At 71.5% G+C, this 19,467-nt stretch carries 16 protein-coding genes, 1 pseudogene and 1 riboswitch; of the genes and pseudogenes, 10 read left to right on the top strand and 7 right to left on the bottom strand.

The window, feature by feature from the left end; all coding sequences use genetic code 11:
- Both G3I78_RS07485 and G3I78_RS07480 read left to right on the top strand, forming a co-directional pair.
- Complete coding sequence (locus G3I78_RS07485; protein ID WP_164421994.1) at positions 1 to 1,002, top strand: LacI family DNA-binding transcriptional regulator; 1,002 nt, start codon at positions 1 to 3, stop codon at positions 1,000 to 1,002.
- A 52-nt stretch (positions 1,003 to 1,054) separates the two neighbouring features.
- Positions 1,055 to 1,996: a glycosyl hydrolase gene (locus G3I78_RS07480; protein ID WP_164421993.1), complete on the top strand. Its 942-nt coding sequence runs from the start codon at positions 1,055 to 1,057 to the stop codon at positions 1,994 to 1,996.
- Positions 1,997 to 2,222: 226 nt separating this feature from the next.
- On the opposite strand, the gene G3I78_RS07475 is transcribed toward G3I78_RS07480, so the two are convergent.
- The gene (locus tag G3I78_RS07475; RefSeq protein ID WP_164421992.1) at positions 2,223 to 2,912 is read right to left on the bottom strand and encodes an N-acetylmuramoyl-L-alanine amidase; all 690 of its coding nucleotides are present in this window, start codon (positions 2,910 to 2,912) and stop codon (positions 2,223 to 2,225) included.
- A gap of 328 nt (positions 2,913 to 3,240) precedes the next feature.
- Here G3I78_RS07475 and G3I78_RS07470 point away from each other — a divergent pair, with 328 nt between their 5' ends.
- The gene (locus tag G3I78_RS07470; RefSeq protein WP_164421991.1) at positions 3,241 to 7,002 is read left to right on the top strand and encodes a helix-turn-helix domain-containing protein; all 3,762 of its coding nucleotides are present in this window, start codon (positions 3,241 to 3,243) and stop codon (positions 7,000 to 7,002) included.
- A gap of 162 nt (positions 7,003 to 7,164) precedes the next feature.
- Here the strand turns inward: G3I78_RS07470 and G3I78_RS07465 are convergent, their stop codons facing one another.
- On the bottom strand, positions 7,165 to 8,346 hold the full coding sequence (locus G3I78_RS07465; RefSeq protein ID WP_164421990.1) for a sensor histidine kinase: 1,182 nt from the start codon (positions 8,344 to 8,346) through the stop codon (positions 7,165 to 7,167).
- A 152-nt stretch (positions 8,347 to 8,498) separates the two neighbouring features.
- On the opposite strand from G3I78_RS07465, the gene G3I78_RS07460 reads away from it, so the two are divergent.
- From G3I78_RS07460 to G3I78_RS07445, 5 genes are read left to right on the top strand one after another with little or no spacing between them, the layout of a single operon-like run.
- On the top strand, positions 8,499 to 8,870 hold the full coding sequence (locus G3I78_RS07460) for a DUF4333 domain-containing protein (RefSeq protein WP_164421989.1): 372 nt from the start codon (positions 8,499 to 8,501) through the stop codon (positions 8,868 to 8,870).
- An 11-nt stretch (positions 8,871 to 8,881) separates the two neighbouring features.
- A complete protein-coding gene (locus tag G3I78_RS07455) occupies positions 8,882 to 9,565 on the top strand; it encodes an ABC transporter ATP-binding protein (protein WP_164421988.1) in 684 nt (227 codons plus the stop codon).
- A 19-nt stretch (positions 9,566 to 9,584) separates the two neighbouring features.
- Positions 9,585 to 11,600 carry an FtsX-like permease family protein gene (locus G3I78_RS07450; protein WP_164421987.1) on the top strand — a complete coding sequence of 672 codons (2,016 nt, stop codon included), beginning with the start codon at positions 9,585 to 9,587 and terminating at the stop codon, positions 11,598 to 11,600.
- Positions 11,601 to 11,646: 46 nt separating this feature from the next.
- Positions 11,647 to 11,775 carry a hypothetical protein gene (locus G3I78_RS52785; protein ID WP_275424789.1) on the top strand — a complete coding sequence of 43 codons (129 nt, stop codon included), beginning with the start codon at positions 11,647 to 11,649 and terminating at the stop codon, positions 11,773 to 11,775.
- A gap of 9 nt (positions 11,776 to 11,784) precedes the next feature.
- A complete protein-coding gene (locus tag G3I78_RS07445) occupies positions 11,785 to 12,990 on the top strand; it encodes a MalY/PatB family protein (protein ID WP_164421986.1) in 1,206 nt (401 codons plus the stop codon).
- Here G3I78_RS07445 and G3I78_RS07440 read toward each other — a convergent pair.
- Genes G3I78_RS07440 through G3I78_RS07430 form a run of 3 tightly spaced genes read right to left on the bottom strand, consistent with a single transcriptional unit; the run spans position 12,955 to position 16,854 of the window.
- Positions 12,955 to 14,112, bottom strand: a complete 1,158-nt coding sequence (locus G3I78_RS07440; RefSeq protein WP_164421985.1) for a hypothetical protein — start codon at positions 14,110 to 14,112, stop codon at positions 12,955 to 12,957. The two genes, G3I78_RS07445 and G3I78_RS07440, sit on opposite strands and share 36 nt — an antisense overlap.
- 12 nt (positions 14,113 to 14,124) lie before the next feature.
- The gene (locus G3I78_RS07435) at positions 14,125 to 15,189 is read right to left on the bottom strand and encodes a hypothetical protein (RefSeq protein ID WP_164421984.1); all 1,065 of its coding nucleotides are present in this window, start codon (positions 15,187 to 15,189) and stop codon (positions 14,125 to 14,127) included.
- 21 nt (positions 15,190 to 15,210) lie between these two features.
- Positions 15,211 to 16,854 carry a prenyltransferase/squalene oxidase repeat-containing protein gene (locus G3I78_RS07430; protein ID WP_164421983.1) on the bottom strand — a complete coding sequence of 548 codons (1,644 nt, stop codon included), beginning with the start codon at positions 16,852 to 16,854 and terminating at the stop codon, positions 15,211 to 15,213.
- A 370-nt stretch (positions 16,855 to 17,224) separates the two neighbouring features.
- Positions 17,225 to 17,366: riboswitch (cobalamin riboswitch) on the top strand.
- 40 nt (positions 17,367 to 17,406) lie between these two features.
- Between G3I78_RS07430 and G3I78_RS07425 the strand changes: the two genes are divergently transcribed.
- Complete coding sequence (locus G3I78_RS07425) at positions 17,407 to 17,628, top strand: CbtB-domain containing protein (protein WP_164421982.1); 222 nt, start codon at positions 17,407 to 17,409, stop codon at positions 17,626 to 17,628.
- A gap of 23 nt (positions 17,629 to 17,651) precedes the next feature.
- Positions 17,652 to 18,413 carry a CbtA family protein gene (locus G3I78_RS07420; protein ID WP_164421981.1) on the top strand — a complete coding sequence of 254 codons (762 nt, stop codon included), beginning with the start codon at positions 17,652 to 17,654 and terminating at the stop codon, positions 18,411 to 18,413.
- Positions 18,414 to 18,503: 90 nt separating this feature from the next.
- Here G3I78_RS07420 and G3I78_RS07415 read toward each other — a convergent pair whose 3' ends face one another.
- A complete protein-coding gene (locus G3I78_RS07415) occupies positions 18,504 to 19,079 on the bottom strand; it encodes a histidine phosphatase family protein (RefSeq protein ID WP_164421980.1) in 576 nt (191 codons plus the stop codon).
- 86 nt (positions 19,080 to 19,165) lie between these two features.
- Positions 19,166 to 19,369: pseudogene (locus tag G3I78_RS53125) on the bottom strand (hypothetical protein); the annotation flags it as partial.
- Positions 19,370 to 19,467: the final 98 nt, after the last annotated feature.

Here is a 19,467-nt window from a genome sequence, read left to right as displayed (position 1 = left end):
GTGACGACGATCCAGGACGTGGCGAAGGCGGCCGGTGTCTCACCGATGACGGTGTCCAACGTCATCAACAACCACCCGAACGTGCGCCCGTCCACACGGGAGCGGGTCCTGGAGGCGATGACCCGGCTGGACTACCGGATCAACGTCGCGGCCCGCAACCTGGCCAAAGGCCGCACCGGAACCATCGGTCTCGCCGTGCCGGAGGTGAACAGCCCGTACTACGGGCGGCTGGCGGCCGGCATCATCGCCGCTGCCGAGCGCCGCAAGCTCCGGGTGAGCATCGAGCAGACCGCCTCCCGGGAGAACGAACTGGACGCGCTGTCCTTGTCCCGTAACCGGCTGTACGACGGGCTCATCCTCAGCGCCGCGGGCATGGGTCAGGCCGACGCCGAGCGACTGAGGGTGGACCACCCGCTGGTCGTCCTCGGCGACCGGATCTTCGGCGGCCCTGTGGACCATGTCGCCATGCCCAACCTGGAAGCATCCCGGGCAGCCGTGGGACACCTGATCGAACGGGGCTGTCGGCGCATCGCCATGCTGTGCGGGGCGGTGGACGAGGTCGACACCTCCAGCCTCCGCCTCACGGGTTACCAGCAGGCGCTGCGGGAGGCGGACCTGGCCCCGGACCCGGCACTGATCCAGCGGGTGGACCGGTTCGGCATGCGTGAAGGTGCCCGGAGCGCCCGGGAGATGGCGGCGAGCGGCCTCGACTTCGACGGAGTGTTCTGCGTGACCGACTCCCTGGCCATGGGCGTACTCAGGGGACTGGCGGACGTCGGCGTCCGGGTGCCCGAGCAGGTGAAGGTGATCGGCTTTGACAACGTCACGGAGAGCGAGTTCTTCATCCCCTCCCTTTCCACCGTCGATCCGGACCACGACGGCATGGCCGAGCGGGCCGTCGACCTGCTGATCAGGCTTATCGAGCGGACCGGGCCCCCGGCGGTGCACGAGGAGCTGGTCGGCGGATTCTCGGTGGTGGTCCGGGAGTCGACCGGCGGCTGACCTGGCTGCCGATACGTCCTCTTCAAGAGCATCACAAGCAAGGGAGATCGCCGTGACTCGTGTGGCCCCGGCCCCGCTCTTCCGTGATCCGGTGTACGACGGTGCCGCCGACCCTGTGGCCGTCTGGAATCGTCAGCGCGCCGAATGGTGGCTGATCTACACCAACCGCCGCACCAGCGTGTCCGGCCCCGGTGTCGCCTGGGTGCATGGCACCGAACTGGGCGTGGCCGCCTCGCGTGACGGCGGCCGCACGTGGACCTATCGCGGCACTCTCACCGGCCTGGAATTCGAAGGGGGACGCAACACCTTCTGGGCGCCGGAGATCGTCTGGCACGAGGGGCTCTATCACCTGTACGCCAGCTACCTTCCCGGCGTACCGGACTCCTGGAGCGGACCCGCCCGTATCCACCACTACACCAGCTCCGACCTGCTGGACTGGACCCACTACGGCGCCCTGGACCTCGACTCCGAGCGTGTCATCGACGCGTGTGTGTTCCCGCTGCCGGACGGCGGCTGGCGGATGTGGTTCAAGGACGAGATGCGGGGTTCCCACACCCATGCCGCCGACAGCCCCGACCTGTACCACTGGGAACCCACCGGACTGGTCGTGGGCCATCGTCCGCACGAAGGTCCCAATGTCTTCGAACTCGGTGGCCACTACTGGATGTTGATCGACGAATGGCGCGGCCAGGGCGTACTGCGCTCGGACGACCTGACCACCTGGGAACACCAAGGGCTGATCCTGGACACGCCTGGCATCCGCCCGGACGACGGCACCATCGGTCTGCACGCCGACGTGGTCGTCCAGGACGGGACGGCGTACGTCTTCTACTTCACCCACCCCGGCACGACCACCCCCTCCGCCGGGGACCGCAGCACTCTCGCCAGCCGCCGATCCTCCCTCCAGGTCGCCGTCGCACGGGTCATCGACGGACGACTGCACTGTGACCGCGACGAGCCCGTACGACTCGACTTGGCTCCCGCGTCCGAGTGACACAACCGCCCGCCGGCAGTTCAACGCGAGAGTCAACGCCGAGGAGTTCCGCCGCTGTGTCTTGTGGCGCCTGCGTGACGAGGGGTGGCTCCGCCCTCATCCACAGGTTTTGACGCAGACCTCGGCGGAACGGCCCGAGTCGCCGTCAGGCCCCGGCTGTTCGGCCGCCGGGGGCGGCTGCCCGGCCGGGTCCTGAGCGACGTCCTTCGGCCCAGCGACCTGGCCGCTACGGAAGATCGGCCATCGGGCTCTCGACCTCACCCGAGGCGACCGCGCCCTCAGAGAGCGGCACGACGATGTCGTCCGCCGCCGAGGCGAGCCCGCGGTGGTTGAGCTGGGCCTGGACGTCCTTGCGGAACCGCACCATGTCGAAGCCCGGGTCGGACTTGCGCTTCGTCCACTCGCTGTGGCCGATCACGCTCTTGGCGGTCCACCGGTAGTGCCGGCAGATCGCGGCCGCCCACCGCACCGCGGCCTGGTACTGGGCGGGAGGGAACGCCTGCCCGTTGCCCGGGTGGGAGATCTCCAGACCGTAGAAGTGGGTGTTGCCGTCGATGGAGTCCTTCACCGGCCGAGAAGGCCGGTCGCCGTAGTTCTCGCGGACGACCTGACGGTAGACCTCGGCGTCGCCGGCGCCCGCGTGGTTGGCCCGGCCGCAGCTGATCATGGTGGCCACGCCGTTCTTCGCGAGGTAGCAGTGGCAGAGCGGGCCGGGCAGATCCGGACGTCCGTGCCAGACGACGTTGAGGTCGGAGGGCGGGTTGCCGCCCGTGTGGTGGATCAGTACGCCGTTCATCGGCGCCCAGTTGCCGGGACGGTGGTGGCTGCGCCATCCGGCGTGCTCGCTGATCCGGAGACCTTCCGCACGCAGCGCCGACAGCAACTGGGCGGCGGTCATGGGAGTGGTGTTGGACATGGGGTGGCTCTCTTCCTGTGTGGGTGATGTGGCGCAGCGGTCGGTCCGGCGCCCGGTGAGTCCGGGGCGAGTCCGCCGCTCGGTCCGCCTGTCGCCGTCGCGGCGTCGTCGGCGGAACCGGCTCGTGTCCTGATGCTTCGGCCGCCGAGGCCCACCGCGGAACCGGTTGCCCGTTGCCTGATCGGGCTGGCCCGGACAACACCCCGCCGAGCTGCGGAAATCACTCAGTGTTTTTGATCGATCACGTTGAGGTGCGCTACGTTCAGGAGCCGTTCGTCCGGAACGCACAGCCCAGGACTCCGGACCGCCGGGGAGGGTGGTGTCGCAGATGGACGACGAGCACGGCGGCGAATCGGCCGGTACGGGCGCGGCCGGCGCGGAGAGCTTCGGTGCCGCACTGCGCCGCCGTCGTGGCCTGGCGGGACTGTCGCTCACCCGGCTGGCGGTACTGATCCACTACAGCCGCAGTCACATCAGCCGGGTCGAGAACGAGGAGAAGCGTCCCAGCGAGAAGTTCGCCCGAGCCTGCGACCAAGTGCTGGACGCCGGGGGTGAGCTGCTGGCCCTCGCGGCGGTACCCGGGCCCACGGAGTGCCCGTACCCGGGGCTGGTGTCCTTTCGTACCGAGGACGCCCGCTGGTTCCACGGTCGGGACCGGCCTCTGGCCGAGTTGCTCGGACTGCTGGGCGACACCGACAGGGCCACCGAGGGTCACCCGGTGATCGTGCTGGGCGCCTCCGGTGTGGGCAAGTCGTCCCTTCTGCAGGCCGGTCTGGTGCCCGCCGTAGTACACGGCGCACTGCCCGCCCGCTCCTGTGGAGCCCCGGCGGTGCTGTACCTCACGCCCACCGCTCACCCGTTGGCCGAGCTGGACCGGCACGCCGCCGTCCGGGCTCTGGACAGCTACGCCCTGGTCGTCGTCGACCAGTTCGAGGAGGTGTTCACCCTGTGTGCCGACACGGAGGAGCGCACCGCGTTCATCGACGAACTGTGCCGTCTGGCCGCGGACGGTCTGCCCGTGGCCGTCGGGATGCGGGCCGACTTCTACGGGCACGCCCTGGCCCACCCCGGCCTCCTCACCGCACTTCGGGTCCGATCCATGCCGCTGGGCCCGATGACGGCCGCCGAACTGCGCACGGCGATCACCGAACCGGCCGCGACGGCCGGGCTGGCCCTGGAACCGGGACTGACCGAGATCCTTCTGCGCGACCTCGGTGCGGGCGGCGACGGCGACCTCGCCTGTGGTGCGGGTGTGCTGCCGCTGCTCTCCCACGCGCTGCGGGCGACCTGGCAGCGGCGAACCGACGGCGTGCTCACCCTGGCCGGCTACGAGCGCACCGGCGGTATCCGGGGCGCCGTCGCCGCCACCGCCGAACGGGCCTACGGTCAGCTCACGGCCGACGAGCGGCTGATCGCCCGGCGAGTGCTGCTGAGCCTGGTGCGCGTGGGGGAGGGCGCGGACGACACCCGGCGCAGGGTCGCCCGCCAGAGCATCGCTCCGGCGGCCGAACCCGCCGCAGTGGCGGTGGTGGAGAGATTCACCTCGGCCCGGCTGCTGACCGCGGACACCGAACACGTCGAGATCAGCCACGAGGCCCTGCTGCGCGCCTGGCCCAGGCTGCGCGGCTGGATCGACGCCGACCGGGTCGTACTCCGCCTTCGCCAACGGCTGGCCGACGACGCCGCGGCCTGGTCAGCGGAGGGCCGCGACGACGGCCTCCTCTACCGGGGCGCCCGCCTCACCGCCGCCGAGGAGTGGGCCACCGGTCACCCCGGCCGGCTGAGCCAGGGCGAGGCCGACTTCCTGCGCACCGCCCGCCGGTACCAGCAACGCGGCGTCCGACGGCTTCGCCGGCTGGTGGGCGCGCTCGCTTTCATCGTCGTGGTCGCGCTCACGGCCACCCTGCTGGCTGTCCTGAAGGGGCGCGAGGCCGCGCAGCAGCGTGACGAAGCCCTGTCCGGTGGACTCGCGGCCCATGCGGACCTGGTTCGGACCACCGACCCGGCCCTCGCCCTGCTCCTGGGGCTGGCGGCCTTCCGCGCGCAGAACACGGAAGCGGCGCGCAGTGCCGTGCTCAGCTCCTCCGCGGTCCCTCACTCGACGCGCTTCCTCGCGGGACAGTGGGCCGCGCGGGCGGCGGCCATGAGCCCCGACGGCACCATCGTCGCCTCAGGCACCCATCAGGGCGCGGTGAACCTCTGGACAACCGCCGCCGATCGGAGCACTGCACCCCCACACCTTCTCCAGGGCACCGGCAGAGCGGTGACCGGGATCGCCCTCGACCGGCGTCACCTCCTCGCGGTCGCGACGGAGCACGGACCGGTCCGGCTGTGGAACGCGCACGACCCCGAACACCCGGTCCCCCTGGGCGTGCTGCCCGACGGGATCACCGACGTCTCGGCCCTCGCGTTCGGCGGCACCGGCCATACTCTGGTCACCGGCGACACCTCGGGTCGGCTCGCGCTGTGGGACCTGACCAGGCCTGGGCACCCGGTTCGGCTCGCGCGGTGGCGGGGTCACAGAGGGCACGCCAGCGCGGTGAACGACCTGGTACTCAGCCAAGACGGCAGGACCCTGGCCACGTCCGGCGGGGACGGAACCACCAAGGTATGGACGATCAGCGGCCGTCGGCCCCCCGTCAACACCGCGACCGTGTCCGACGTGGGCGTCGTCTTCAACCCCGTGACGCTCAGCGCCGACGGACGCACCCTGCTCTACGCCCGGTACGACCTGATGCGCTCCATCCGGGCCGTCGATCTGGACACCGACGGCCGGGCGCTCCGCAGCCGTACCCTCCTCGATCTGCCCAACGCGGTGACCGACCTCGCTCTCAGTCCCGACGGCAGGACCCTCGCCGTCGGCACCCTCGACTCCGAGGCGCGCCTCCTCGACCTCGCCCGAGGAGGGCAAGCCCTGTCTCTGCCCCAGACCGGGCGGGTGGTCGCCGTGGCCTTCGGCCCGGACAACAGATCCCTCGCTGTCGGCACCGCCGACAGCGGCGTCCATCTGTGGACGCGGCTGCCCCGGCTCGCCGGACACCACGGCGCCATCGGCAGGTTTCGGCTCAGCGCCGACCGCAGACTCGGCGCCACCGCCGGCGCGGACCACATCGCCGGCGTCTGGGACCTGTCCCGCCCCGCCGACCCCGTACTGCTCTCCCGAACCCGCTGCCGGGGACGCGCCATCCAGAGTGCGACCTTCAGCCCCGACTCCCGCCTGCTGGCCTTGACCGCCTACGGCCTCGGCAAGGGGAAGAACCCCCAGACCCCCATCTGCCTCTGGGACATCGCCGATCCCCGCGCACCCCGCCTGCGGGGCCAGGTGACGTCCAACGGCCGTAGCAGCGTCAACTGCGCCGCGTTCAGCGAGAACGGCCGCCTCCTGGTCACCGGAGGCAACGGCGGCAACCTCGTCGTCTGGGACATCAGCGACCCCGACGCCCCACGCCAGGTGCAGGATCTCGGCGATGGCCGCTTCGGTGACGTGATGAACCTGCGCTTCCTCCCGCACAGCGACACGCTCGCCGTCGGCACGTACGACGCCGGGGTAGAACTGTGGACGGTCGCCGCGGGTCACCCGGCCCGGCGTATCACGGCATTGCCCGACGCCGTCCAGACCACGAGCCTCGCCGTGAGCGACGACGGCCGGCTGCTCGCCGCCGGAGGCCCCGACCGCCGCACCCGCCTGTGGGACATCGGCGACCCGGAGCACCCCCGCACCCTCGCCTCGCTCAGCGGTCACACCGCCACCCTCGCCGCTGTCGACTTCACCCCGGACAGCCACAGCCTGATCACCTCGACAGGTGCGGCCAGCGACCCCGTACGCCTGTGGTCCCTCACCGCGGATGACCGCCGTCCCCGGCTGACCGCCCGGCTCCACGGCCCCCTGGGCGCCGCCGGTTTCGCCTTCGACGGCACCACCGTCCTCGCCACCACCTCCGGCCGTGTACAGCCCTGGCAGACCGACGTCCCCGCCTTCGCCGACCGGATCTGTCCCCTCGCCGGCGCCCCCATGACCGACCAGGAGGCCTCCCTGTACCCGACCGGGCCACATCGGGCGCCCTGTACGCCTGATGTCAGGAGCCGCTGACCGACCGCGATGAGGTCGTACCAGGTGCGGGTGACGGCTGCGGTCGCTGACATCGGCACCGGACGTTCCTTTCGACGAGTGGCAGGACGCCGCGATCATCGCCCTGCACCGGCCGGGTGGTCCGGTCCCGGGCTAAGGGCAGACGGCACCCACCCCCCACCCTCACCCCCTCCGCCCCGGAAACACCGCCCGAACCTCCCACCCCGCCCCACCCAACGGCCCGGCATCGAGTTCGCCTCCCAACGCCGTGACCCGTTCCTTCAGGCCGACCAGGCCGAAGCCGCCGCCGTGGGCCGCTGCGGGGAGTTGGGTGCCGCCGCGGCCGTCGTCGGCGATGGAGACCTTGAGGCGGCCAGTGTCGTTCTGGAGGCGGACGTCGATGTGGGTGGCGTCGGCCGCGTGGCGGCGGATGTTGGTCAGGGCCTCCTGGACCACCCGGAACGCGGCGGCCTGGATCTCGTGGGGGAGGGCGTCGGAGACGGCCGGGTCGCGGTGCAGGACGGCCTGCTGGCCGGGGAGCGCGAAGCCGTCGATGAGTTCGGTGATGCCCGCGAGGTCTCCGACCGGGCGGTTGTCGGAGGCGTCGGGCCCGGTGTGGCGCAGTACGCCTACCGTGCGGCGCATCGAGGCGAGGGCTTCGGTGGCGGCGCGTTCGATGCCGGCCAGGACGGGGTCGAGTTCGCCCGGCTGGCCGGTGGCCATCATGCGGGCCACCTGGGTCTGCACGAGGATGCCGGTCACGTGGTGGGCGACGAAGTCGTGCAGGTCGGCGGCGATGGCCAGGCGTTCGCTGCGGCGGGTCTCGCTGACGGCGACGGTACGGCGGTAGTCCAGCGAGCGCAGATAGCCCGCGAGTCCGGCGACGAGGCCGATCAGCAGCAGGCCGACCACCTCAAGGCCCAGCACGTCCTCCTCCAGTGAGACGTCGCCGCGCATCGGTGTGAGGAGGAGCGCGACCGCGTCGAGGACCCCGCACACCATGGCCCAGCGCGGCGGACAGTGCCGTACCGCGATGAACAGCAGGCACAGCAGGACGATGACCTCGCCCGGGCCGAGCACGACCGCCCCGTGGATCAGCAGCGAACCGACCGTGATGAGCAGGGAGAGGACCGCGGGGGCGGCCGTGCGCAGCTGCGGTGTGAGCCACTCGGGGCGCCGTCCCACCGGCCACAGCACGGCGGTCTGCCCGACGATCATCAGGGCCAGCGTCGGCCACACCGGGTCCGCCGTCGGCAGCACGCTCGTGCCGTCGGCTCCCGCGTACAGCACGTCGACGACGCCCGCGGCGAGCAGGAGACCGACCCCGAAGCCGCGGGCACAGCCCTGCGCGGTAACAGACCTCATGCGGATCACCGTAGGGCAGAGGCCGTGCGGCGGGATCGGCCGAATGGCCGAGGGGCCAGGGCCGCGCTACGAGCCGTTCGGCCGAGGTGCGCGCCCCCGTGCCCGGGCGAGGGTGGAGCCCGCACCCTCACCACGGACACCAGGAGTACGCGATGCAGCGCAGCAAGTTCCTCGTCGGCGCGGTCGGCGGCGCGACCGCCGTGGTCGCGCTGGGCGGCCTCGGCACCTATCTGCTCGCCGGCACCGAGTCGACCAGCGGCCTGGACAGGTACAGCACCGCCTCGGTCGACGGCCACAAGGCGCTCGCGGCGAACATCGTCGAGGGCCGCACCCAGAGCAGGTACCACCCGCTGCCCTGGGTCGGCGACAAGCTCTCCGCGGTCAGCTGCCCGACCGGTCTCAAGGCCGTGGCCGGAGCCACCCTCACCTGCACCGGCAAGAAGAGCGACGGCGACACCGTCCGCATCCCCGTCCGCGTGACCAAGGCCGACGACAAGAGCGTCACCTGGAAGTTCGAGCGCTGAGAGAGATCATGATGAGCACTGTTCTGGCCGGCCACGGCCTCGTGAAGAAGTACGGCGCCACCACCGCCCTGGCCGGGGTGGACGTCGAGGTCGGCGAGCGCGACTCGCTGGCCATCATGGGCCCCTCCGGCTCGGGCAAGTCCACGCTGCTGCACACCCTCGCCGGGATCGTCCGCCCCGACGGCGGCCAGGTGCTGCTGCGCGGCGAGCGGATCGACAAGCTGGGCGAGAACCGGCTCAGCGCACTGCGCCGCAAGCGGTTCGGGTTCGTCTTCCAGTCGGGCCAGCTGCTGCCTGAGCTGCCGGCCGAGGAGAACGTAGCCCTGCCGCTGATGCTGGAGGGCATGCCCCGCAAGGACGCCGTCGCCCGCGCCCGCCGCTGGTTCGCGCCGCTCGGCCTCGACGGACTGGAGCACCGCCGCCCCGGCCAGCTCTCCGGCGGCCAGGCCCAGCGGGTGGCGATTGCCCGCGCCCTGGCCGTGGAACCGGACGTCGTATTCGCCGACGAACCCACCGGCGCCCTGGACCAGGCCACCAGCACGGAGGTGATCCGGCTCCTGACCTCCGCGACCCGGGACACGGGCGCCTCCCTGGTGATGGTCACCCACGACGCCGACGTCGCCGCCCACTGCGACCGGGTCCTGCACGTCCGTGACGGCCGGATCAGCGGCCACAGCCAGTACACCGTCGCCTGAGCCCGCTGGAGAGGCCGTCATGCGTTCCCCCGTCCTGCCCCTGACCTGGCACCTCGCCAGATCCTCCGGCCGCCGAGGCCTCCAGTCCCAGCTGCTGGCGGCCGGTGCCGCGGCCGTCGGCTCGTTCCTGCTGCTGGTGATGATCGCCGCCGCCCTCGGCTCCGGCACCCGCGCCGACCACACCACCTGGCGCACCCCCGACGCCGTAGCGGCCGACAAGGCGACCGCCGTCCAGACCACGACCACCACGTACGTACGACAGGACCCCGTCACCGTCGTCAACCTGGCCCAGCTCGCCGGCCGCGAGCCCACCCCGGCCCCGCCCGGCCTGAGCGCCTTCCCCGAGCCGGGCGAGGTGTACGTCTCGCCCGCCCTCGCCGAACTGCTGCACAGGTTCCCGGCCGGCCAACTCGCCGACCGCTTCCCGAAGGTGTCGTCCTACGGCACGATCGGCGCCGCAGGTCTCGCCTCCCCCGACGAACTGGTCGCGGTGGTCGGACGGGCGCCCGGCGACGCGGCGGTCTCCAAGAGCGCGGGGGAGCAGAACTACTACGACGAGAGGGTGACGGCACGCGCGACGGTCGCCGGGTTCACCGGGACCAAGGCGAGCGCCTTCACCGCCCTCGACCAGGGAAGCGTCCTGCTCGGCGTGGTGCTCCTCGTCATGCCGGTCGTCGTACTGGCCGCGGCCGCCGGACGGCTCGGCGCGGCCCGGCGCGAACAGCGGCTCGCCGCGCTGCGGCTGGCCGGTGCTACCCCGCGCCAGATCCTCGCCATGACCGCCGTCGAGGCGGCCGGGGTCGGCGCGGCCGGAGCCCTGGCGGGCGCGCTCGCCTACACGGCCCTGCTGCCCGCGCTCGCCCAGCTGCCGTACGGCATCGGAGCCTGGTACACCGGCCAGTTGTGGGTGGGACCGCTGTGGCTCGCGGGTGTGGTGCTCACCGTCACCGCGCTGATCACGGTGAGCGCGGTGACCATGCTGCGCCAGGTGGTCACCTCGCCCCTGGGCGTCGCCCAGCAGTCCGATCCGCGCCGCACCCGCGCGATCCGGCTCGTGCTGTTCGTCGCCGTCCTGCTCTACATCTGGATGTCCACGGGCGACGGCGGCCAGCTCAAGACCCGCCAACTCCTCGCCCTGCTGGCCCTCTTCTACGGCGCGTTCTGGCTGTTCGGCCCGTGGGTCGTGGACCGGCTGGGCCGGATCGTGGCCCGCCGTGCCAAGCGTCCCGCCACCCTGCTGGCCGCGCGCCGGCTCAGCGACGACCCGCGCGGCGCCTGGCGCACCGTCAGCGGGCTGGTGCTGGCCGGGTTCGTCGCCGGGTTCTTCTCCGTCAGCAGCCTCGGCCTCGACGGGCCCAGCCACCACGGCCAGGTCGCCGTGATCACCGCGAACGCCGCCGACGCACGGCACACCGCCGCCGAGGCCCGAACCGCCCTGCACCGGGCCGGTGTCACGGCCACCGTCACCGTCACGAGCGAGGACGAGTACGACAGCCTGCTCGGCGGAGTCCCCGGGGTCACCGCCCAGGTCTCCGGCGGACAGGAAGGCGTCGACACCGCCGTCACCGCGCTGACACCCCTCGGCTCGGGCCGCTACCCCGTCACCCAGGAGTACGTCTCCGCCATCGACGACACGTCCACCGCCCGCATCGCCACCGTCAGCACCGCCACCCTCGTCCTGAGCTTCCTCGTCGCGGCCGCCTCCGCGGGCCTCACCGCCGCGGCGAACGTCCTCGACCGACGCCGGGTCTACGGCCTGCTGCGACTGTCCGGCACCCCGCTGAAGGTGCTGGACCGGGCCCGCATCCGCGAGACCGTGATCCCGCTGGCCGTCCTGGCGGGCGGCACCACCGCGATGGGCGTCTTCGGCGCGGTCCAGCTCAACAAGGAGGCCGGCACCACGATCAACACGTCCGGCGCCGTGCAGTTGGTGCTGTGCCTGGTCGTCGGTGCGATGGCCATGCTCGCCGCCATCGCCGGGAGCAAGCCGCTGCTGCGGAGGGTTACGGAGGGGCCGGTGCAGACGTCGGACTGACCCGGGTCGGGTAGGGGCGGAGTCGGGGCGGCGGCGGGGGTGCGCGGTGCTCTTTGCCAAGGTGCTCTTTGCCAAGGCGCTCTTCGCCACGGCGTGCTTCGTCACGGCGTACCTCGCCACGGCGTGCTTCGTCACGGCGTGCCTCGTCCGCGACGGGACGATCGACCGTGGTTAGCATCCGAACATGGCATCCGACCGTGCGAAATCCGTCTTCGACACCGTCGTGGACCGCAAGAACTCCAACTCCATGAAGTGGGCCAGGGCCGACCAGTTCCTGGCCGCCGACGAGATCGCGGCGGACCCGTTGCCGATGTGGGTCGCCGACACCGACTTCAGAGCCCCCGAGGCCGTGATCGACGCGCTCCACCGGGCCGTCGACCACGGCGTCTTCGGCTATCCCGGCGGTGCGACCGACAGCTATCTCGACGCCGTGACCGGCTGGCAGGCCCGGCGCTTCGGCTGGGAGGTGCCACCGGAGTGGGTGCTCCAGACCGCGGGCATCATCACCACCCTCAAGACCGTGGTGCAGGCCTTCTCCGCGCCCGGCGACTCCGTCCTGATCCAGCCGCCCGTGTACGTGCACTTCCACGAGGACGTCCTGCTCAACGGCCGCCGGCTCGCGTACGCCCCGCTGGAACGGACCGACGACGGCTACCGCTTCGACGCCCGTACCTTCGAGGCCGCCATCCGCCCCGACACGAAACTGTTCATCCTCAGCCACCCGCACAACCCCACCGGGAACGTCTGGACCGAGGACGAACTGAGAACCATGGGCGAGATATGCGCCCGCCACGGCGTCCTCGTCGTCTCCGACGAGATCCACCAGGACCTCGTCCTCGACCCCGGCCGCAAACACCTCCCCTTCGCCTCCCTCGGCGAGGAGTTCGCACGCAACAGCATCACCTGTACGGCACCCAGCAAGACCTTCAACCTCCCCGGCCTCCAGAGCGCCAACGTCTTCGTCCCCGACCGAGGGCTGCGCGAGGAACTGGCCCGCCAGTACGAGCGCAACGTCTTCCCCGTCGTCAACATCCTCGGCATGGTCGCCGCCGAAGCCGCCTACACCCACGGCGAGCCCTGGCTGGAGGACCTGCTCACCTACCTCCGCGCCAACCACGAGCACTTCGCACACTCGGTCAACACCGCCACCCCGAAGCTACGAGTCCTGCCGGCCGCCTCCCTCTACCTGGCCTGGATGGACTGCCGGGGCCTCGGGATGGACGCCGAGACCCTGGACCGGTTCCTGCTCACCCGGGCCCGCCTCTGGTTCGACAAGGGCCCGAAGTTCGGGGCCGAGGGCCATGGCTACATGCGGGTGAACCTGGGCTGCCCCCGCTCGACGGTCGACGAGGCGCTACGGCGACTCCTCTCGGCCGTCGAGGGGCTGTGAGCGCGAACTGCACGGGGACGCCTCCGGTAGTTGCTGCCACCACCAGGCGATCGAGGCAAGCGCGGGCGGTGGCCCGGGGTCGACATCCGCGGGGCCGGTGTCGACCCAGATCCGATCCAGCAGCTCCCGATGCCCGGGTTTCAGCCCGCGCCGGTAGTGCGGCATGCGCAGGTGGTACTCCAGGGCTCCCGCGATCAGGCGCCCCAAGTCGCGTAGATGGAGCCGCAGTGCGTCCGAAGCCTGCGCCCGGGTGTGATCCCTCAGCCGTACGAAAAGCGCCATGACCTGGTTGCTCAGGGCCAGCGCACGGGTCAGTGCCTCGTCGAGGTCGCCGTCGGTCTCGCGGGCCAGCACCGTGACCGCGTTGATGTCGGGCGAGTCACTGGCCTCCTCCTTGGCCCACGAATGGACGTCGTTGTGCAGGCCGATCAGCCAACTGGTCATTTCCGTGAGTGCTCGTACCGGCGGTGTGGCCAGTTCCCCTCCGTCAAGGCGGTAGCCGTGCACGATCTCGCACAGCGCCGCATAGACCGGAACGAACGTGGCACCCAGCCGCAGGGTCGCGTATTCGTTCAGATCATGTTCCTCGCCGTCCTCCAGCAGCGAGCGCTGCCAGGCCCAGCAGAACATCCCATGGCGGAACCGTTCCGCGAACCGGGCCAGCTGCGCGGACGTCGCGCACCGGGACAGCCGTACGGCGACGTCCGCCAGGGCCGCGCCCAGAGGCGAGCCGTCCAGTGGCGCCGACTCGGGCGCCTCGGCGGGCCGAACCAACTGGGCCAGCCGCACGGTGGCCTTCGCGGCGTCCCGGGCACCGCCGGGCAGGTCGACGTGGTCGTCCATCGCGTTCACCCAGACGTTGAACTCCGCGGCGATCTGGAGCTGTTCCAGCGGAGCGTCCGGGCAGAGCAACGCCGTGCACCGGCAGATCCACACCGACAGGGCCAGCCGGTCCTGATCCGGTGTCTCGACGTCCAGCCTGTGGCGGCGAATCCATGCCGCTGTCCCCTCCTCGACCTCGGGGCCCAGGGGGTTGTGCTCCGCCGGGATCGGACACCACAGCCGTAGCCGCGGATCGCGGCCGTCGGCCTCGCGGGAGGACAGGAAAGCGCCGTCGACCATGCCGTTGTCTCCTCAGGGCTGACTCGGGTGGTGATGTGTGTCGGCAGGCGTGCCCCTGGACCGGACATCGGCAGGCACGCCCCCGGGCCGGACACAGGGCGCGATGATGGGGTCCGGGTTGGACGGAGCGTATTTCTCGGTCTCGGCGAGCCAGCCGAGAACCCCGGCGATCATGTCCTTGAGGGCGGCGGTGTACTGCTGAACGGCCGTCAGGTTCCGCGTGCGCAGACGATCCGCCAGGACGAGGAAGCGTTCGGTGAGCCGGCGCAGTTCGGCGGCGGCGAGTTCCATGCCTTCCTGGACCGTGGTGTCGTTCTCCCGCGCCAGGATGACGGCCAGGTTGCATGCGTCGCCGAGGCGGACGTCTCTGGGGCAGGTGACGATCTCGTGGGCGGTGGCGAACGTCTGGATGGCGAGGATGGTCAGGGCCGCGACGTCGGGGTCCTGGGCGACGGGCAGCGGCAGTTCGAAACCGTTGCCGACCTCCAGCAGCACCACGAAGATCGAGAAGGTGCTGGTGGCATGGCGGATGAACCGGTACTCCTCGTAGGTCGGGGGCCGGCCCGCGGCCACGTGAGCGGCGTCGGCGGTGAGACCGAGGAAGGAGACCAGGAACGCCTGGTGCAGCCGGGCGATCTGTCCAGGAGTCGCCACCTCACGCAGCCGCAGCCACAGATCGCGCACCGCCCGCTGTGCCACACCGTCGAACTGCGGCTCGGCGCGCGGGTCGGTCAGGACCCGGTCGAAGGCGAGCCAGTCCCCGGCGAGCCCGGCCAGGTCACCGGCGCGGGCAGCCGGATCGGTGACCCGGTCGTCCATCAGAGTCGTGCACACCGCGAGGTGGCTGACCAGAAGAGTCCGCTCGAAGGACCCGTCCGGGCACAGCCAGGCGCCGACCCTGCCCAGCTTCTGCGGACGGCGGAAGTCCTCGTCCTCGGCGCCCTCGGTCAGACGGTGCTGCCGCATCCAGTCCAGGGTGCGCTGTTCGAGAGCGTCCGCGTCCGGGTGCAGCCGGGCGGGGAACGGGAACGACAGCGGCGGCACCACAAGGGCCGCGGCTGCCCGGCGCGGTGTCACAGCTCTGCTCCGTCCTGGCGGTCAGAAGGCTTCGGATCGCGGGGCATGCGCATCCGGCGCGGTGGCCGGGGTGCGCAGGACGTCCTTGAGTTGCGTGAGGGCGTTGAGCACATGGATGTCGGCCAGCACCGGATAGTCGAACGGCAGGGGGCGCGGGCCGACTTGGTCGGGGACCGACGTGTAGCCGCCGTCGGCGTTCTGGCGGGCGAGGAGGTAGTGCAGTCCACGTCGAAGGGTGTGGTGGTCGCCGGTGCGGGCGATGACCGGCAGGGCGTGTGCGGTGGATATGACGTCGCTGTCCTTGCCCGGCTGGTAGCCCCAACCACCGTCCGCGTTCTGGGACTTGGCAAGGAGTCCGGTGCTCGCCGACACGGCACGAGCGATGCGGGCGCTCCGGTCCGCGGGGGCCGGGGGTGCCGGGCCAAGGGCGTCCAGAACTCGGTGGACCGCGCTGGACCTGCTGCGAGTCCAACTGTTCTCGAAGGTGCCGTCGTCCCGCTGAGCTGAGAGGAGGAACTCGACGCACCGGTCCAGGAGCGGGGCGTGATCCCGCCAGGAGGCGGACAGGGCCGTGACGGCTCCGGCGGTCACATCGGCCTCGGGCTGATCGCCGCGCAGGTAGGTGGGAAAACCTCCACGGGGGTCGGCCATCGCGGCCAGGTACTCCTCCGCCCGGGCGAGCACGTGCCGGTAGCGGGCCGTGTCCGTGACGCGCAGGAATTCGACGCAGACCGCGGTGTCGTCGACGTCGGTCTGGGAGGCGGCCTCGGTGAATGCCCAGCCACCGTCGCGCTGTTGCAGGCCGGAGATCCGGTCACCCATCCGGATCAGGAGTGACTGCGGGGCCTGGGCTGCGGTGAGCGCCTTGCCGGCCAGGGCGGTCGCGAAGATGTCCTGGCCGGAGACGAAGGGCAGGCCGCCGTCGCCGTTGCGGATCCGGCACAGGGCGGCGATGCCGTGATGCAGGAGGGGACTGTCCGGCCGGCAGGTGTGCAGGGCGTGCAGGGCGATCAGGTGCGCGAGCGCGTTACCCTCCCAGACCTGATCGGGGCCGGCGGACTCGAGTCTGCCGGCCAGGTAGTCCTGGTCTGCGGTGCGCACGGCAGCGCGCCCGCCGTGTGCATGGCCATGGAGGATCTTGACGGCGCACAGGGACAGCTCGGTCCATGCCGCGTATCCCCGGTAGCGGAGGGTGCGCGCGTCGGTGTTCGTGTCGAGGGGTACGGCACCCGTCAGGGACAGCAGTGTCCTGAGCAGGAGGCGTTTGCGGGACCCCGTGTAGTGCCGGAACTCATCGAGATGGACTGCTTCCCGGTCCTGCTGTCCGGAGTGGCCCATGACCGCTCCGACGATCATGGTGTCCATGGGACCGTCCAGGCGGGCGTCGCGCAGATAACCCGCGAGACCGTCCTGGACGCCGGGTAAGGAACGCGTCTTGCGTAACAAGGACAGCAGCAACGCCGACTCCAGCACACGGCTGCCGCATTGGTCCCTGACCAGGCCGTCCTCGTCGACTTGGCCGGCCAGGTGGTCACGCAGGCGTTCTGCTCCGGGCCAGATCCGCGCCGCGAGGCGGTCCATGTCCGGCTGCGCGCCGTCCGTGGGTGTGGTGGGGGTGCTGCCGTCGTCGTAGGCAGGCGCCTCGCGCCCGGTGACGCTGCTCATGAGGCCGTCCTTTCGGTGGGGTCCAGCGGCCCTGCGGACTTCTACGACTGTGCAGGTCACACCAGTTGTCAGGAAGGCGCATCCACCCCGGTGACGACGCGTGCACGCCCCCACGAAGTGCGCCCGTCGGCCGAGTGCGCCTCCGAGCGGCCCCACGCAACGCCCACGCCCCTCTCCACCCCGCACCTCTGCACGCCCCCACCCACACCACACCCCGCCCTTGACCCTGTCCTACGGCGACTGCCGCACCCGGCACTCGCGCTGTGCGCCGTGCTCCCGAACCCCGGAGCGAGCCCGAGCAACTGCCCCGTTTCCGCCGGAGGTAAGCGTTGGGTAAAGCCGGACTCCCCAGCCTCGGATCGGTATTGGTCATGTACCGGACCAGGGGTATCGTCGCTCCGATATCGACGACGGCAGGACGGAAGCCGGTGAGAATCCGGAACGGTCGCGCCACTGTGTGCCACCCCTTCACCGGGGGGCGAGTCAGACCCGTAGCCGTCGTCATGTGCACCACCGAGATGGGACGCGAACTCCCAGAGGAGGCCCTGCCACATGGCGCAGCATGTCGCCCCGCCGACCGCCGATGCCCCCGTTCTTCCCGCGAAGCTGCCGATCGGTGCGATCGTCCCGTGGGCGGTCTTCTTCGGCATCCTGATGCTGGTCCTGCTCTACTTCGTCGGCGCCGAGCAGGGCGCCACCTCCGTCGTCTCCGGCGAGGACGTCCACGAGTGGGTGCACGACGCCCGCCACCTGCTCGGCTTCCCCTGCCACTGACCCGAGGGGAAACCAGCACAGCCATGAACTCCGCAACCGTGCGCAACCTTCTCGTACGGGGCATGCTCGCCGGCCTCGTCGCCGGTGTGCTCGCCCTCGTCGTCGCCTACGTCCTCGGTGAACCCAACGTCGACAAGGCGATCTCCTTCGAGGAGGCCCACGCCCCGGCCCACGAGCACGAGGTCGAACTCGTCTCCCGCTCCCTCCAGTCCACCGCGGGCCTCGCCACCGGTGTCCTGATCTACGGCGTCGCCTTCGGCGGCATCGCCGCCCTCGCCTTCTGCTTCGCGCTCGGCCGGGTGGGCCGCTTCAGCCCGCGGGCCACCGCGCTGCTGCTGTCCGGCTGCGCGCTGCTCGCCGTGTACGTCGTGCCGTTCCTGAAGTACCCGGCCAACCCGCCCGCCGTCGGCGACCCCGACACCATCGGCAAGCGGACCACCCTGTACTTCCTGATGATGGTCCTCAGCGTGCTCCTCGCGATCGGCGCCACCATTCTGGGCCAGCGGCTCGCGCCGCGGCTCGGCACCTGGTGGGCGACCGTCGTCGCGGTCGCCGCGTTCGCCGTCGTGATCGGGCTCGCCTACGAGTTCCTGCCGGTGATCAACGAGGTGCCGGGCGACTTCCCGGCGACCGTGCTGTGGCGTTTCCGGCTCTCCGCGCTGGCCATCCAGATCACCCTGTGGACCGGATTCGGCCTGGCCTTCGGTGAGTTGGCCGACCGGGTCCTCAACCCCCGGCCCGCCAAGGCCGCCGCCGCGGGCCGGACAGCGGTCGCCTCCAACTGATATGCACGTGACAGGGCCCTCGGAACCATCCGAGGGCCCTCTCGCGTTCTCCTGACACCTCCAGGCCCCGGTCTCCAGCAGTCACGGCTCTCACGGCGTCCCGCCCAGCGGCCGCCCCAGCCCCAGATTCCAGCGCCCGGCCCGCCCGCTGAGCTCCGTCGCCGTCAGCGGAGGCACGTCCAGTCGCCAGAAGGCCGCAGTGGGCAGACCCAACGCGCGGACCACGATCCCGCGCACCACCTCCGGCTCGACCACGGCGAGCGTGCGCTCGTCCCTCTCCCCGGCGGTCTCCAGCCAGCGCGCGACCCGGTCGCAGAACCCCTCCACCGACTCCCCGCCGTGCGGCGTGGACGCCGGGTCGGTGAGCCAGTGGGCCAGCGCCTCCGGTTCGGCCGCGCCGACCTCGTCCAGGGTCAGGCCCCGCCAACGGCCCACGTCCAGCGGAGCCAGCCCCGGCGCGTCCTCGCCGTCGAGACCGAGCGCCGCCGCCGTCTCACGACAGCGCACGCTCGCCGAGGTGACGACCCGGGCGGCGGCCGGCAACGACCCGGCCGCCGCCCGCGCCCGCGCCGCCCCGGCCTCCTCGATCGAGCCGCCGTCGTCGAACCGGGCCTGCCGCAGGGACCGGCTCATGGCGGGCGAGACGAGGACGACACGGCTGGTCACGGGAAAGGCCTCCTGCGGCGGTCGGTGGACCCGGTACCGCACATTTTCGTGCACGCGCGGACCGGGGTGTGCGTGAGGCCGGGGCACGCGAGGGTGAAGTAGCCGTCCAGGGCGTCCGCGTCGACGGCGGCCCGGTGACGTTCCGGGATCGCGCCGACCATGACGGTGGTGTCGAGGACGTGGTCGTAGGGGGAGAAGTCGCCGGTGGGCACTTCGTGGACACAGGCTGCGGCCGGCGACTGCCAGTCGGCGCGGCGCAGTTCGGCGGCCACGGCCTCCTTCGCGAGACGAATCCCTGAGATCCCGGCGACGGCACGAGAGCGCGAAGGGGTGACGGACCGGACGGCCACAACTCCGCGCGGGGAAGGCACGGTTGGTCCGTCTGGTG

Source organism: Streptomyces sp. SID13726, from assembly GCF_010548375.1.
In the GTDB taxonomy this organism is placed as follows: domain Bacteria; phylum Actinomycetota; class Actinomycetes; order Streptomycetales; family Streptomycetaceae; genus Streptomyces.
The sequence above is the reverse complement of the archived record's forward strand: the minus strand, read 5'-3'. Positions and strand labels throughout refer to the sequence as shown.

Coding starts and splice junctions, on each gene's coding strand:
- G3I78_RS07475 (WP_164421992.1), bottom strand. CDS start 2,912: ATGTCCAACACCACTCCCATGACCGCCGCCCAGTTGCTGTCGGCGCTG.
- G3I78_RS07470 (WP_164421991.1), top strand. CDS start 3,241: ATGGACGACGAGCACGGCGGCGAATCGGCCGGTACGGGCGCGGCCGGC.
- G3I78_RS07465 (WP_164421990.1), bottom strand. CDS start 8,346: ATGAGGTCTGTTACCGCGCAGGGCTGTGCCCGCGGCTTCGGGGTCGGT.
- G3I78_RS07460 (WP_164421989.1), top strand. CDS start 8,499: ATGCAGCGCAGCAAGTTCCTCGTCGGCGCGGTCGGCGGCGCGACCGCC.
- G3I78_RS07455 (WP_164421988.1), top strand. CDS start 8,882: ATGAGCACTGTTCTGGCCGGCCACGGCCTCGTGAAGAAGTACGGCGCC.
- G3I78_RS07450 (WP_164421987.1), top strand. CDS start 9,585: ATGCGTTCCCCCGTCCTGCCCCTGACCTGGCACCTCGCCAGATCCTCC.
- G3I78_RS07445 (WP_164421986.1), top strand. CDS start 11,785: ATGGCATCCGACCGTGCGAAATCCGTCTTCGACACCGTCGTGGACCGC.
- G3I78_RS07440 (WP_164421985.1), bottom strand. CDS start 14,112: ATGGTCGACGGCGCTTTCCTGTCCTCCCGCGAGGCCGACGGCCGCGAT.
- G3I78_RS07430 (WP_164421983.1), bottom strand. CDS start 16,854: ATGAGCAGCGTCACCGGGCGCGAGGCGCCTGCCTACGACGACGGCAGC.
- G3I78_RS07425 (WP_164421982.1), top strand. CDS start 17,407: ATGGCGCAGCATGTCGCCCCGCCGACCGCCGATGCCCCCGTTCTTCCC.
- G3I78_RS07420 (WP_164421981.1), top strand. CDS start 17,652: ATGAACTCCGCAACCGTGCGCAACCTTCTCGTACGGGGCATGCTCGCC.